13 protein-coding genes are annotated in these 14467 nt (G+C 59.2%); 7 read left to right on the forward strand and 6 right to left on the reverse strand.

From position 1 onward, the window contains the following. Window positions 1-56: 56 nt before the first annotated feature. Together AC1VYI_RS14330 and AC1VYI_RS14335 are read left to right on the forward strand one after the other, a co-directional pair. Entirely contained in the window at window positions 57-1205 is a 1149-nt protein-coding gene (locus AC1VYI_RS14330) for an efflux RND transporter periplasmic adaptor subunit (RefSeq protein WP_134866413.1), read from the forward strand. After that, window positions 1202-4279, forward strand: a complete 3078-nt coding sequence (locus tag AC1VYI_RS14335; protein ID WP_134866415.1) for an efflux RND transporter permease subunit — start codon at window positions 1202-1204, stop codon at window positions 4277-4279. The genes AC1VYI_RS14330 and AC1VYI_RS14335 overlap by 4 nt, the downstream gene beginning before the upstream one ends. 22 nt (window positions 4280-4301) lie before the next feature. On the opposite strand, the gene AC1VYI_RS14340 is transcribed toward AC1VYI_RS14335, so the two are convergent. Continuing rightward, window positions 4302-5069, reverse strand: a complete 768-nt coding sequence (locus AC1VYI_RS14340) for an arylamine N-acetyltransferase family protein (protein WP_134866417.1) — start codon at window positions 5067-5069, stop codon at window positions 4302-4304. 96 nt (window positions 5070-5165) lie between these two features. Here AC1VYI_RS14340 and AC1VYI_RS14345 point away from each other — a divergent pair, with 96 nt between their 5' ends. After that, window positions 5166-6602: an aminotransferase-like domain-containing protein gene (locus tag AC1VYI_RS14345; protein ID WP_134866419.1), complete on the forward strand. Its 1437-nt coding sequence runs from the start codon at window positions 5166-5168 to the stop codon at window positions 6600-6602. A gap of 2 nt (window positions 6603-6604) precedes the next feature. Here the strand turns inward: AC1VYI_RS14345 and AC1VYI_RS14350 are convergent, their stop codons facing one another. Next, window positions 6605-7051 carry a hypothetical protein gene (locus tag AC1VYI_RS14350; RefSeq protein WP_134866421.1) on the reverse strand — a complete coding sequence of 149 codons (447 nt, stop codon included), beginning with the start codon at window positions 7049-7051 and terminating at the stop codon, window positions 6605-6607. 76 nt (window positions 7052-7127) lie between these two features. Further along, complete coding sequence (locus AC1VYI_RS14355) at window positions 7128-8183, reverse strand: SDR family oxidoreductase (protein WP_134866423.1); 1056 nt, start codon at window positions 8181-8183, stop codon at window positions 7128-7130. A gap of 97 nt (window positions 8184-8280) precedes the next feature. Here AC1VYI_RS14355 and AC1VYI_RS14360 point away from each other — a divergent pair, with 97 nt between their 5' ends. Then, complete coding sequence (locus AC1VYI_RS14360; protein WP_134866425.1) at window positions 8281-9168, forward strand: LysR family transcriptional regulator; 888 nt, start codon at window positions 8281-8283, stop codon at window positions 9166-9168. Between the two features lie 83 nt (window positions 9169-9251). Beyond that, a complete protein-coding gene (locus AC1VYI_RS14365) occupies window positions 9252-9521 on the forward strand; it encodes a hypothetical protein (protein ID WP_045356947.1) in 270 nt (89 codons plus the stop codon). 12 nt (window positions 9522-9533) lie between these two features. Here the strand turns inward: AC1VYI_RS14365 and umuC are convergent, their stop codons facing one another. Next, on the reverse strand, window positions 9534-10796 hold the full coding sequence (gene umuC / locus AC1VYI_RS14370) for a translesion error-prone DNA polymerase V subunit UmuC (protein ID WP_023311487.1): 1263 nt from the start codon (window positions 10794-10796) through the stop codon (window positions 9534-9536). Next, complete coding sequence (umuD, locus tag AC1VYI_RS14375) at window positions 10780-11214, reverse strand: translesion error-prone DNA polymerase V autoproteolytic subunit (protein ID WP_023311486.1); 435 nt, start codon at window positions 11212-11214, stop codon at window positions 10780-10782. The genes umuC and umuD overlap by 17 nt, the downstream gene beginning before the upstream one ends. Window positions 11215-11545: 331 nt before the next feature. Between umuD and AC1VYI_RS14380 the strand changes: the two genes are divergently transcribed. Next, window positions 11546-11746: a hypothetical protein gene (locus AC1VYI_RS14380; protein ID WP_023311485.1), complete on the forward strand. Its 201-nt coding sequence runs from the start codon at window positions 11546-11548 to the stop codon at window positions 11744-11746. A 45-nt stretch (window positions 11747-11791) separates the two neighbouring features. Here the strand turns inward: AC1VYI_RS14380 and AC1VYI_RS14385 are convergent, their stop codons facing one another. Continuing rightward, on the reverse strand, window positions 11792-12658 hold the full coding sequence (locus AC1VYI_RS14385) for an aldo/keto reductase family oxidoreductase (protein WP_023311484.1): 867 nt from the start codon (window positions 12656-12658) through the stop codon (window positions 11792-11794). Between the two features lie 144 nt (window positions 12659-12802). Here AC1VYI_RS14385 and tcp point away from each other — a divergent pair, with 144 nt between their 5' ends. Continuing rightward, complete coding sequence (gene tcp / locus AC1VYI_RS14390; protein WP_023311483.1) at window positions 12803-14464, forward strand: methyl-accepting chemotaxis citrate transducer; 1662 nt, start codon at window positions 12803-12805, stop codon at window positions 14462-14464. Window positions 14465-14467 lie beyond the last annotated feature (3 nt).

Genomic DNA, 14467 nt, shown 5'->3' on the forward strand with positions numbered 1-14467 from the left:
ATCTTTCTCGACGTAGCGCGCGTTTAATAACGCCATTCCCTTTATGGAGCGGCGTTATGTCAGACGAATTTTTTCTCTCCCTCCGCCACTGCCTGCATCATTTGTACGGCGTGGCGCGCACCCTTTCCTGGCTGCATTTTCTTCCCCTGGCCCTGCTTGCGCTGGCGATTTTTCCGCTGACCGGCTGCGGTGATAAACACGAAAATAAGCCCGACCCTGCGCGAGCGGTACGCTACGTCGTCGTCGGGGCCGCCCAGACCCTTCCCGCGCTGGAAAGAACCGGTGAGATCCATGCCCACGATGAAACGACCCTGAGCTTTCGGACCGGGGGCCGAATACTGACGCGCAGCGTTGATATTGGCGACCGGGTCACTGCCGGACAGCTGCTGGCCACGCTTGACAATACAACCGGGAAAAACCAGCTCGACGGCGCTGAGGCCGACTGTGAAGGTGCCAAAGCCTCGGCGCAGGTCGCCGCGCTTAATGTTAGTCGAATGCAAAAGCTCATGCCAACGGGTGCTATCGCCCGCACGCAGCTCGACAGCGCCCGTGCCGACTGGCTTGTCGCCCGCGCGCGCTTAAAAAGCAGCGAGGCCGCGTGGCGAAATGCCCGCGAAAGCCTCGGCTGGACGCGCCTGATCGCGCCGCAGGCGGGCGTCATCACGGCCGTGAACGCCTCTGCGGGGCAGGTTGTCAGCGACGGTCAGTCCGTACTGACGCTGGCAACGGGTGAAGCCCGCGACGTGGCGTTTGATATTGCCACTCCGGATGCGATTCCGCCTCTGGATAAGACAGAATTGCGGGTTTCCCTCCTCAGCGACCCGTCGGTACAGGCGTCTGCCGCGCTGCGGGATATCACCCCGCAGGCCGATCCTCAGACCCGCACCTGGCGCGTCAGGGCCACCCTGCAAAACCCGCCGGCGGCCATGGCGCTGGGCGCCAGCGTAACCGTCACGTTGCCATCGTCTGCCCCGCGCGGCTACACCCTCCCCGCGTCAGCACTGACCCGCGTCGGCGACAAACCGGCCGTATTTGTGATTACCCCGCAGTCGCGGGCGCAGCTGCGCGCGGTGGTGCCCGCGAGCTATACGGCCACCTCCGTCATGATTGCCTCCGGCCTTGAGCCGGGCGACCGGGTGATTACGGCGGGCGTGAGCACATTGCGGTCCGGCGAGCCGGTGGTGCCTGGGGAGGTTCAGCCATGAATACCGGACCGGAAGCCAAATTTAACCTCTCCGCCTGGGCGCTGAAGAACCAGCAGATGGTCAGCTTTTTCATGCTGCTGGTAATTGCGATGGGCGTGTTTTGCTATGAGAAGCTGCCGCGTAACGAAGATCCGGCTTTTACCATTAAAACGGCCGTCGTCTCCGCGCAGTGGCCGGGAGCCTCCGTGGCGGATACCACCCGCCTGCTGACCGATACGCTTGAAAAAAAGCTGCAGGAAACGCCCTGGCTGGACTATCTCGAAAGTGAAACCCGTGCCGGACGCACCGTTATTCACGTCAACCTCCGTGACGATACGCCCCCGCAACGCGTGCCGGATATCTGGTATCAGGTTCGCAAAAAAATGCAGGACATCGCGCCGTCCCTGCCTGAAGGGGTGCAGGGCCCTGCCGTGGACGACGAGTTTGACGACACGTTCGGCACAATTTACGCCTTTATTCCCGAGGGTTTCACCCTGCGGGAGGTGCGGGATCGCGCAGAGACAATTCGTCGCGAGCTGATGTCCCTGCCGGATATAGGCAAAACCACCCTGCTGGGCGAACAGCAGGAGCAGTGGGTTCTCGCCTTTTCTCCGGCGCGCCTGGCCGGGATGGGGCTTGATATTCAGGAGGTTGCCGACGCCCTCCGGGCGCAAAATGCGGTTGTCCCGGCAGGAACGATGCGTACCGAAAAAGAGAACATGGCGATCAAGGTCAGCGGGGCGCTCACGACCGAAGAGAGCTTACGCGCCGTCACGCTGCACGTGAACAATCGCTATATTCCGCTGACCGACATTGCCACCGTCACCCGGGAAATCGCCGAGCCACCGGCCCCGGCCTACCGGGTAAACGGCAAGCCGGCTATCGGGCTGGCGGTGTCGATGGCGCCAACGGGCAACATGCTGCGTTTCGGCGCTGCGCTGAATGCCAGAATGGCGGCCCTCAGCGCCGGGCTGCCGCACGGTATCGAGATGGTGAAAGTTGCCGATCAGTCAGCGGTGGTCAGTGACGCGGTAAGCGGATTTATCCGGGTGCTTATCGAAGCCGTTATTATCGTGCTTGCGGTTTCATTTGTCTCGCTGGGCTTACGGGCCGGACTGGTCGTGGCGACGGCCATCCCGCTGGTGCTCGCCATGACGTTTGCCGGCATGATGCTCGCAGGCATCGGCCTTCAGCGCATCTCGCTCGGGGCGCTGATCATTGCCCTGGGCCTGCTGGTGGATGACGCCATGATCGCCGTTGAAACGATGGTCTCGCGGCTGGAAGCGGGGGATTCCCGTCGGCATGCGGCCACCCATGCGTTCAAAACGACGGCCTTCCCGATGCTCACCGGTACTCTGGTGATGATTGCCGGCTTTATTCCCGTTGGTTTTGCGGCCTCCAGCGCCGGTGAATACTGCTTTTCCCTGTTTGCGGTGGTGCTCATTGCCCTGCTCTGCTCCTGGGCCGTCGCGATCCTGTTTTCGCCGCTGACGGGCACGTGGCTGCTGCCGGAAAAAGTCAGACATCACGCGGCAGGACCCGGCAGGATCGCGCGCGGGTACGGACGACTTTTACGCCTGGCGCTGCGTCACCGGCTCGCTACCGTGCTGTTCGCCCTTTCCGCGCTGGGGCTGTCAGCGTACGGCACGACGTTTATGCAGGGCGAGTTTTTCCCCGCATCGGACCGGCCTGAGCTGCTGGTCAGCCTGACGCTTCCGGCCAACGCGTCGCAGCCGGAAACGCTAAGAGAGGTGGAAAAGCTGGAAAAGGCGCTGGCCGGCAACGGCAACATCGATCGCTATTCGACGTACGTCGGGTCGGGCGCCATCCGTTTTTACCTGCCGATGGACGTGCTGCTGGAAAATGAAAATATCGCCCAGATGGTCGTGGTGGCTAAGGATCTTGAGGCGCGGGATCGTCTGCATGCGCAGTTCAACAGGCTCCTGGCGACGCAGTTTAGCGACATCATCACGCGCGTGTCGCCCCTTGAGCTGGGGCCGCCCGTCGGCTGGCCCATCAAATACCGGGTGAGCGGGCCGGATTATCTGCAGGTTCGGGCGTTGGCGAACCGTCTCACGGACGCGATTGGCCGCTCCCCGTTCTCACGCGACGTTAACCAGACGGCCGGAGAGCCTGAAAGGGTCATCACCCTTAAGGTGAATCAGACGGCGGCCAGGGCGGCGGGAATATCGTCAGAAAGCCTCGCCCGCACGCTGAACACCGTCTGGTCCGGCAGCGTTGTCACCTCCATCAGGGATAACGACCGCCTTGTCGACGTGGTGCTGCGGGCCACGGACGATGCACGTCACAGCACCGCCACCCTCTCCTCGCTCACGATTCAGGGGAATGACGGTAAAAAAATTCCGCTAAGCGCCGTCGCGACGCCGGTCTGGGGCGTGGACGATCCGGTCATCTGGCGTCGCCAGCGCGTGCCCTTTATCACGGTGCAAACGGACCTTGCCCCGGGCCTGAAGGCTGAAGCGGTATCCGTGGCGCTGCGTCCGGCGGTCGACAAGCTGCGCGCGAGCCTGCCCGCAGGTTACAGCATTGAAGAGGGCGGCGCGGTTGCCGAATCGGACAAGGGGAACAGCTCCGTCTTTACCGTTCTTCCGGTAACGCTGGTCCTCATGCTGTTGCTGCTGATGCTTCAGCTGCGGCGATATTCCCGGATGCTGCTGGCCCTCCTGATGGCCCCGTTTGGCCTGCCGGGGATCGTGCTGGCTATGCTGCCCGGCGGCACGCCGATGGGGTTTGTCGCGCTGCTGGGCGTCATCGCCCTGGCGGGGATGATCGTGCGCAACGCGGTGATACTGATTAGCGAAGTTGACAGCAATCTTGCTCAGGGGATGGCAATCGATGCCGCAATTATGGCGGCCGCGGAACACCGGGCCAGACCCATCTCTCTGACCGCCTGCGCCGCCATTCTGGGCATGATCCCGATCTCTCATCAGGTCTTCTGGGGGCCAATGGCCTATGCCATTATCGGCGGGCTGCTGGTCGCGACGCTGGTGACGCTGACCGTGTTACCCGCGTCGTTTAGCCTGCTGTTACAGTGGGGAGCTCAGCGCAACGCCGCAGAAGACGGACTGCGCTGAGGCTCCACCGTTTCCCGGCAGATTACGCGGCGGTCAGCGCAAAACGGTCTTTCAGGACATGGCGGATTTCCTCCTCCGCCAGCTGCCGCGTTTCAGTGCCGTTCGCCGTGATGGTTTTCAGCACATCGCCCAGCAAAATCTGGCGTCCCTCCGGGCTGTGCTGCACCACCACCCTCTTCTGCACAAAGATGGCATCCGGGTGCGTGGAGTTAAGGTAGTTGGCCGGAACGAAATCAATCCATTCCTGAGGGGTGAGATCAAAGCCGTACTGCCGGGCCCACTCTCCCTCAACCTTCGCCTCAAGCAAATACTCACCCTCCGCGCTGCGGCTCAGTCGGAACGTGTCGAAATCCTGTACGATCTCAACATCAAGCGTGTCCAGCGCCATCGGCGCACGAATACCGTAGCTGCCGAAACCGAGGTCGCAAAGCCACTGTCGGCTATCTACCTCAGCAACGATCGCCATGTGGGTTTTCGGCCGCCGCGCGGGGTAGAACATCGGGCGCGCCGCCACGAAGCGGTAAGGGATCCCTAACGCCTCCAGCGCCATGGCAAAAAGCCCGTTTACCTCATAGCAGTAGCCGCCGCGCCCCTGCGTTAACACCTTATCGGCGATATCGTCTGGCGCAAGCGAGACAACTTTGCCCGCCTGTACGTCCAGATTTTCAAAGGGAACGGAAAAGAGCTGATGGCGCATGAGTGCATGCAGGGTGACCGTATCGGCACCCGCCGGTCCGGTATAGTTTATGCGTTTGAAATAGGTGGAAATGTTGAAGTTATCGCTTTGCATAATGCCTCCTTGTCCTGAACATGCCGGACACTATAGATGGCGCGCATCATTGGCTGTATAGTCAGTTTTATCGAAAATTAGCCTGAACAGTTCCCCATGTCTGCCCCGTCCCGGTCCTCTCCTCACTATCGCCGTATTGCGGATATGCTGCGTTTTACCATTACGTCCGGCGCGCTGCGCGCCGGTGACAGGATGATCTCCGCGCGCAAACTGGCCGAACGCGAGCGCGTTAGCCTTCCGACGGCGCTGGAGGCCCTCCGCTGCCTTGAGGCTGAGGGGCTGATCGTTGCGCGCCCGCGTTCAGGCTATTACATCCGTCAGACCAGCCAGCCTCCGCGCGCGGAGCCCGCGCGTTCCTCGCCGGGCCCGGTCCCCGTCACCATGTCCGCCGTGGCCCGGTCGCTGTTCAGCAGTGCAGAAGCCCGGCTGATCCCGCTGGGCGCCGCCCTGCCCGATCCCGCGTGGCTGCCGGGAGATGCGCTGCAGCGGGCGTTGCACTCTGCGGGCCGTCGTCTGGACGCGCATGGACAGAGCTACAGCCTGCCTCCGGGAAGGCGGGATTTGCGAAGCAAGATTGCCGCGCGCTCTGCCCAGTGGGGAGCCCGGTTCGGCGCGGACGATCTCATTATTACCGCAGGCGCGACGCAGGCGCTGCGCCTGGCACTTCGGGCCGTGTGCCAGCCGGGTGATGTCGTGGCGATTGAGCAGCCAGCCTACTTTGGTACGCTCCTGCTGCTGGAGGATTTAGGCCTGAAGGCTTTAGCGATCCCCACCGACCCTGTAGAAGGCCTGCTGCTGGAACCGCTGGCGGACGCTATTCGCTGCCACCGCCCCGCGGCCGTTCTGGCCTCGCCCACGGTGCAAAATCCTTTGGGTGCCAGCATGCCCGTCGCGCGCAAGCAGGAACTGGTTGCCCTGCTTGAAGAGGCTGAAATTCCTTTAATTGAGGACGATGTTTACGGTGATCTGGTCGGCGAGGGGCAACGCCCTCCGGCCTGCAAGGCGTTCGACCTGAGCGGGAATGTGATCTACTGCAGTTCCCTGTCTAAAACGCTTGCGCCCGGATGGCGAATCGGCTGGATCGCCGCCGGACGCTACTCCCCGCAGGTCTTACAGGCCCGCATGGCCGGAGAATGGGCTGGCGCCCCGCTGCTGGAAGCGGCGATGAGCGACGTTCTGGCGAGCGGCGACTACGATCGCCATCTGCGGCGGCTGAAGCGCCGGATCTCAGAGGGCGTTCGCGCCGTCGTGGCGCAGGTCAAGGCGAGCTTTCCGCCCGGTACGCGCGTTAACGTACCCGCTGCCGGTTTCCTGCTGTGGGTTGAACTGCCTCAGCGGGTCAACGCGCTGGAGGTGCACCGTCGCGCGCTGGCGCTGGGTATTGGCGTCAGCCCTGGCCCCCTGTTTTCACCTGCCGCAGAACTCACGCACTTTCTGCGGCTAAACTGCGCAAACGAACCCACGCCCCGCCTGCTGATCGCCGTAGAACAGATTGGCGCGCTGTGTCACGAGCTGGCCGCCCGGCAGGGATAATTTCACAGATTGAGGATTGATCGTTCTTTAACGACTGCTTCAGGATTGGCACTTTTTACCGCTGCCAGAAAAGCCGTGAAGTTGTGATTCCAGAGGGTGAGATTGTTATAAAACTGTACTTGCTTTTCATTAGCACCATCACGGTAAATAACAATCCAGACCCGTCTGCTATTTATTTCGGTATTTCCCGGCCCGATTTTAATGATGTTAGCCAGCGCAATCTTACGGGTGGCGTTTTTTTTAACTTCATATAAAAACAGGTCATCATAAAACCAGGTTTTACCTGCATTCCCGCCAAATATTGAGGGGTTGGCAGATATCTTTTTCATCCCGTTACAGTCTGAAATGATGCGTTTTGCCTGGCGAATGCGTCTGACAAAAAAGCTTAACAGAATGAAAAGCGCAATGAGGGGCAGCGCGACTGATATCATTTTTAAACTCTCGTGCATCCCTCTGCCCCACCATACCTTTTTTATTAACGCGTGAGTATAACGCGCCGATCGTTGATGACAACAACCCTTACGGTCAGGGAATAATCCGCGCGGCTCTCAACTGCGCGAACAGGCGGAAAAACATCGCATCGGTCGCCTGCATTTGCGTAAAGCCCGTCCTGCGCAGCTTGCTCCCGTCACCAAACATGTCGTAATTCCAGCCAAAGACAAAATCGGCAAACCGCCCGTCGCTCAGCTGCAGAATATCCGCTTCCACCAGCCGCTCTTCGGCAAGCTCGCGCCATACGCCGCGATAGTCGTTAAACAGCTGATGAAATGACAGCCTCACCGGCGGCGCAGAGTCCAGTTCAAACCAGCGTGCGATGCGCGGCCACAGCTCGCTCCAGCGCCAGATATCGCCATTGTTTACGTTGAACGCCTGATTCTGTGCCGCAGGTGACGCGGCGGCCCACACCGTGGCCTCGGCCAGCAGCCCGGCGTCGGTATGGTCAACGATGCTGTGCCAGGCCTGTTCCGTACCGGGAAAACGCAGCGGTAACCCCAGCGCCTTGCACAGGGAGGCGTACAGGGCGATGCTCAGCGCAAGGTTCATGGCATTACCCGGTACCGCGCTCCCCACCACGCCCGGCCTGATGGCATTCCAGTGCCAGCGTTTTCCCCGCTGAAACTGGCTGAGCCACGCGAGCTGCGCGGCGTTAAATTCGGCACCCGGCACGCCGGGATCGCTTTCCCGCGCCGGGGTTTTAAACGGCCCCAGATGCGCACCATAGACTTTGTATCCCTGCATCAGGCTTACCGTCTGCAAAGGCGCCGTTTTTTCGAGGGTGCTGACCAGATTACGCAGCATGGTGACGTTCGGCTCAACCATGTCCGTCCAGTTCGCCGCATTCGCCCAGGCGCTGTAAAAGATGTGGGTGACACCGTTCAGGGCGTGCAGCGCCCGTGCGGTATCCTTCGCATCCAGTAAATCGACGTTCACCACGGGAATGCCGTCCGGATGGGTTACCTCGCGGCGACTGAGGCCAATCACCTCCCACTGATGGTGCAGGAGCGTATTGACCAGCTGTCTGCCGACAATGCCGCTGGCCCCCGCGACCAGGGCGACGTTGTGTTGCTGCATCTTATTCATGGTGTTTCTCCGGAAAGGGTGACAGACGCAGTGTGATCTATTATTTTTTCTGGAGATATCCCCTGAAACCGATGGCACTTATAAGCAGAATCATTAAATGAATAATAAGCTCACCGCCATTTCTACCTTTCTACGCGTCGCTGAAGCGGGCTCGTTTTCAGCGGCCGCCCGTCAGACCGGTATTAAGCAGTCCGCCGTCAGTCAACAGATCGCGGCGCTTGAGGATGAGCTTGGCGTGGTGCTGGTGCACCGTACGACGCGTACGATGAAGCTGACCGAACAGGGTGAACGTTACCGGCGAGATATGCAGCTTGTGCTGGACGCTATGGGGGAAGCGGAAAGGCGTTTACATCCTGCCGATCATCGCGTTCAGGGACGCGTCCATGTCCAGTTGCCGAGCGGCCTGGGGCAGATCATTTTGCCGCATCTGCTGGCGCTACAGCGCCTGCATCCCGAACTGCAGCTGATGATTTCCCTGGATGACCGCCTTGCCGATCTGGTGACGGAGGGCGTGGATGTCGCGATACGGCTGAGCAGCGAGCCTCCGCAGGCGCACGCGGCTCGCGTGCTGGCGCGTATTGAAGCCGCGCTGTTTGCCGCTCCCGGTTCTCAGGCGGTACACACCGTCAGCGAACTGACCACGCTGCCACACGTACGGTTCAGCGGTATTCCGCTGGATGCCCCCCTGCGCCTGATTTCTGACGAGGAAACGGTCGAGGTCAACGTGAATACCGTTTTCCGTGCCAACACCAGCGACGCGCTGCTGCAGGCGCTGGAGTCAGGCATCGGTATCGGCGGCATGCAGCGACCGCTCGTGGCCAGGGCGCTGCAGGCGGGCACGCTGGTACCGGTGCTGCCCGACTGGCGGTTACCCGATCGCTTCCTCTATGCTGTCTATCCTGATGCCCGCTTTATTCCGCAGCGCGTCAGAAAGGTCGTCAGCGTGATTGAGCAGTTGCTGCCTGAAATACTGAAGAAAAACTGATTGTTTCTGCCGTAAATGACGTGCATTTTTCAACCGCCAGGAATAGAGTATTTTTACCGTATCCTCCTCTTTCTGGAGCACTTATGCCGGATTATCGTTTTTTCCAAAAAGGCCCGAACCTGATTGCGATCGAGAGCGCAAACACCGATGCGGCCGCTCAGCTCATCGCTCAGGGGTTTGAAAAACAGTTTGAGGAGATTGGCGCCGCGGATGAAAAAGAGGCGCTTACCCGCCTTGCGGATATCCGTAAAAATAACGAGATCGATCGCTATAACTTCCTGGCCGGAGCGGGCGAAATGCCGCTGATCGGCGCGCTGGCGGCTGCGGCAACCTGGTTGGTGCAAAAGAAATAACGCAACCATCTTCTACTTCGCCACCGGCAAATCGGCGTACCGCGTCGTATAGGCCGGTGACAGCATCTCACGCTTCATCGCCCAGGATTTCTCAATACCCTGCCCGGCGAACCATATCTTCCCTTTACCGGAATGATTTACGCTGTCCATCATCTCCATCAGCGCCGCGCTGTTGGCGCGCAGGCGATTATCATCAAACAAATTAAGCTGGGCGACGCCGCTGCTGAAAAAGTCCGCCAGCATGACCCCGGCTTTCATATAGCGATAGCCGTCGAGCCATATGCGCCCCAGCGCCTCCGTGGCGGCGCGGATGATATCGCGCGAGTCATTGGTGGGCGTCATCAGGGTGACAGAAGCCTGATTGCCGTAATAAATTTCGTTGTCCGCATGCGGGCTGGTGCGAACAAATACGCTGATAAAACGACAGTATTGATGCTCGCCGCGCAGTTTTTCCGCAGCGCGTTCCGCGTAGGCGCAAATAGCCTGGTGCATCTCTTCATATTGGGTAATACGGTGTCCAAACGAACGGCTACAGATGATTTGCTGCTTCGTGGGGGTGAACTCCTCCAGATCAAGACAGGGCTCACCGCGCAGCTCGCGGGCCGTACGTTCCAGTACCACGTTGAAATGTTTGCGGATGACCCAGGACGACGCTTCCGCCAGCTCCAGCGCCGTGGTGATCCCCATAGCGTTGAGCTTTTTCGTGATGCGCCGCCCTACTCCCCACACCTCCTCTACCGGAACCTTTTCCAGCAGCTTACGCTGCCGCTCGCGGCCTGAGAGATCGACCACGCCGCCAGTGCCGGACCATCGTTTCGCCGCATAGTTGGCCAGCTTTGCAAGGGTTTTGGTCGGGGCAATACCGACGCCAACGGTTAGGCCCGTATTTTTTAAGACCTCTGTGCGCATCTGGTGACCGAACGCTTCCAGCGACAGGCAGTGGCTGACCCCTGAAACGTTCACGAACGCCTCATCGATGGAGTAAATCTCGATTGCCGGGGCGAGATCGGTCAGCGTCTGCATGACCCGACTGCTGAGATCGGCATACAGCGCATAGTTCGAGCTAAAGACGTAAACTTTTGACGGGTATAGCTTTTCTTTGAATTTAAAATACGGCTCACCCATTTTTATGCCGAACTGCTTTGCCTCCCGCGACAGCGAAATAATGCAGCCGTCGTTATTGGACACCACCACGATGGGTTTCCCCTGCAGATCGGGGCGGAAGACCTTCTCGCAGGAGGCGTAAAAGCTATTCACATCAACCAGCGCGAACATGTTTATGCGTTTTGAGCGTGTGGGTGACGACGCCGAAGATCTGCAGCTCCTCTTCGGACTGAAAGGTAATCGGCTGATAGCGGGCATTATGCGGCAGAAGTCTCAGAACCGGACGGGTCTGTAGCTCTTTCACCGTAAACTCACCGGCGACCGACGCCACGACGATATCACCGTGTTCGGCATTTAACGAGCGATCGACCACCAGCAGATCGCCGTCGCCGATCCCCGCCCCAATCATGGAGTCTCCACTCACCTTGATAAAATAGGTCGCACTGGGGTGTCTGACTGCCAGCCGGTTAAGATCGAGACGATCCTCCACATAATCCTGCGCCGGGCTGGGAAAACCACAGGCCACGCGCTCTAAAAACAAAGGTAATTCAATGTTTTGTTTTGGGTGATAAGAAAAGAGAGTGTCCATAATGCCTTTCTCGCCAGGTACTGTATATAAATACAGTATTACGAATTATGGACAAGGATCAAGGTCATTTCCAAAGGCGAACCCAAACGCGTTGAAGTTTGAGCGGTTTTAATTTAGCAACATCGTCCGCCGATAACCCGCCCCCACGGTTCTCCCCGGAATGCATTAAGAGACGCGCCAATATAAGTCATTAAAAAGTCATATAGCAAATACTTCACAATGACTTATTTGTAAATTAAATCACTATCAAATCACTGCACGTTGACTTTTAAGTCAGATAAAAGCATATTTTACCGAACGAATTAACAAGACTTACTGGAGAATATTTTCAATGCCAGCCCGTGACTATCCAGACAAGCGTGTTGCACGCGGTCTGGCAAAGGAGGCCGATCTCAGGATGTTGAGCGCCCGCATCGATCCCGATCTGATGGAGTACATCAGAACCACCGCCTTTGAGACGCGTAAGAGCAAGCAGGAGATTGTGGCGGAAGCATTAGCGCTGCACAGGCAGAAAAGTCAGACAGGAGCCTAAGCGCGCAAAGCCGGAAGCATCCTTCAGGCTTTGCGCGTGTCACCTTTAATCCATCAGCGAATTCAGCGTTTCCAGTGCTTCAGGCGGCAACCGCAGCTCCCCCGCCGCGAGGTTTTGCCGTAAATGCGCTACGGAAGAGGTGCCAGGGATCAGCAGAATATTCGGGGAACGTTGCAGCAGCCATGCCAGCGCAACCTGCATTGGCGTGGCGCCAAGTGAATCCGCGACGGTCTTCAGCCCGGAAGATTGCAGTGGCGTAAAGCCGCCCAGCGGGAAGAACGGCACATACGCGATCCCCTGCTGCGCCAGCAGATCCACCAGCGCGTCGTCACCCCGGTTCACAATGTTGTACATGTTCTGCACGCACACCACCGGCACCATCTTCTGGGCTTCCGCAACCTGGGTTGCCGTGACGTTGCTCAGGCCAATATGACGCACCAGACCCTGCTGCTGTAATTCGGCCAGGGTGGAGAGCGGTTCCGTAATCGACCCTTCCGCCGGCCCGTGCGCGCTGAACATGATCCGCAGATTCACCACGTCCAGCACGTCCAGCTGTAGATTACGCAGGTTGTCATGCACCGCCTGCGTCAGTTCCTGCGCGGAAAAGGCCGGCAGCCAGGCACCTTTGTCGTTGCGGCGGGCACCAATCTTGGTGACGAGCGTCAGATCGTCCCGGTACGGGTGAAGCGCCTCGCGGATAAGCTGGTTAGTGACATGAGGACCATAAAAATCACTGGTATCAATGTGGTTCACCCCCGCCGCCACCGCTTCGCGCAGCACGTCCAGCGCGGCCTGCTTATCCTTCGGTGGGCCAAAGACGCCCGGCCCGGCGAGCTGCATCGCACCGTAGCCCAGTCGTTTTACCGTCCGCGTCCCGAGCGCGTACGTCCCGCTTTTATCAATGCTGCTCATGTTAACCTTCCTCATAAAAATGATCCGGATTTACAACAGGTTCCTTACCGGAGCCCTTAGTTAAGCGCGAGTTAAATTAAAGTTTAAATTCTATACGACGATAGTATTGGTGTACCTCTGCATCCTTTCTAACGGACGACCGCTATGCTGAAAAATTTGCACGTGATTACCGGTATTATCTTTGCCCTCACCATATTCTGTCTGCTGCAAGTTGTCACGGGAGGGTTGTTCTACTCTGCCGTTAGCAACGATCGCCATAACTTCCAGAATTCCGGCGTGCTCAATGCCCAGCAGGAAAGCCTGAGCGACAGCGTAAACACGCTGGTGAAAACACGCGTCACCGTCACCCGCGTGGCGATCCGCTACCTGAAAAACCAGCGCGACCCGGCTTCCCTTGCAGCGATCAATAAACTGCTTGGCACCGCAGCCGACTCGCTGGCAAAAGCCGAAGCCTATAACAAAGAGTGGCAGAAGCTGCCGCAGGTTAACGGCCAGGAGGCGGCATTAACCGACGAGATGCAGAAGTCCTGGAACCAGATGCACGAAGTGATGCGCTTATCGATTGAGTATCTGCGTGCCGACAACTACCAGGCCTATGGCGATCTGGACGCGCAGCAGGCGCAGGACGAGATGGAAGCGGTCTATAACCGCTGGCGCGCCGAAAACAACACCCTGCTGAAGGCCGCAACCGAAGAGAACCAGAGCAGCTTCACGCAGATGCAGTGGACGCTGGCGGCTATTCTGCTGGCCGTTATCGCGGTTCTGGTGGTCATCTGGCAGGGTTTACAACATCTGCTGTTAAAACCCCTCCACTCCATTATGAACCATATTCGCGCCATTGCAGGGGGCGACCTGACGCAGGAGATCGCTATCTCGGGTCGCAATGAGATGGGCCAGCTGGCCGCCGGCCTGCATGAGATGCAGCAGTCGCTGGTGACCACCGTCAGCGCCGTACGGGGAAGTACGGATTCCATCTACACCGGCGCAGGCGAAATTGCTGCGGGGAGCAACGATCTTTCCGCCCGCACCGAGCAGCAGGCCGCCTCGCTGGAAGAGACCGCCGCCAGCATGGAAGAGCTGACCGCGACGGTTAAACAGAACTCCGATAACGCCCGTCAGGCCACGCTGCTGGCGAAAAACGCCTCTGAAACGGCCGCGCGCGGCGGTCACGTCGTGGATAACGTGGTTCGCACCATGAACGAAATCGCCGACAGTTCGCAGCAAATTGCGCATATTACCGGCGTGATCGACAGCATCGCGTTCCAGACCAACATTCTGGCGCTTAACGCAGCGGTGGAAGCGGCACGCGCCGGGGAACAGGGCCGTGGTTTTGCGGTTGTTGCAGGTGAAGTCCGTACGCTGGCGAGCCGCAGCGCGCAGGCGGCGAAAGAGATCAAAGGGCTTATCGAGAACTCCGTCAGCCGGGTGAATACCGGTTCTGAGCAGGTCAGCGAGGCTGGCACCACCATGAAGGAAATTGTCGCCGCCGTGACCCGCGTGACCGATATTATGGGTGAGATTTCATCTGCCTCTGACGAGCAGAGCCGCGGCATTGAGCAGGTGAGCCTGGCCGTTTCGCAGATGGACAGCGTGACGCAGCAAAACGCCGCGCTGGTGCAGGAGTCCGCCACAGCGGCTGCCGCACTGGAAGATCAGTCCGAGCAGCTGCGCCAGGCGGTAGCCGCGTTTCGCCTGAACGGCAAAGAAAAAGCGGTCGCCCCGCGCCCGGCCAATCTGAAAACGCCACAGCTGCTGCGCCCGGCAACAACAACCGCCTCTACCGACAGCAACTGGGAAACGTTCTGAGTC

This window comes from Enterobacter sp. QK-SA4 (assembly GCF_056856775.1).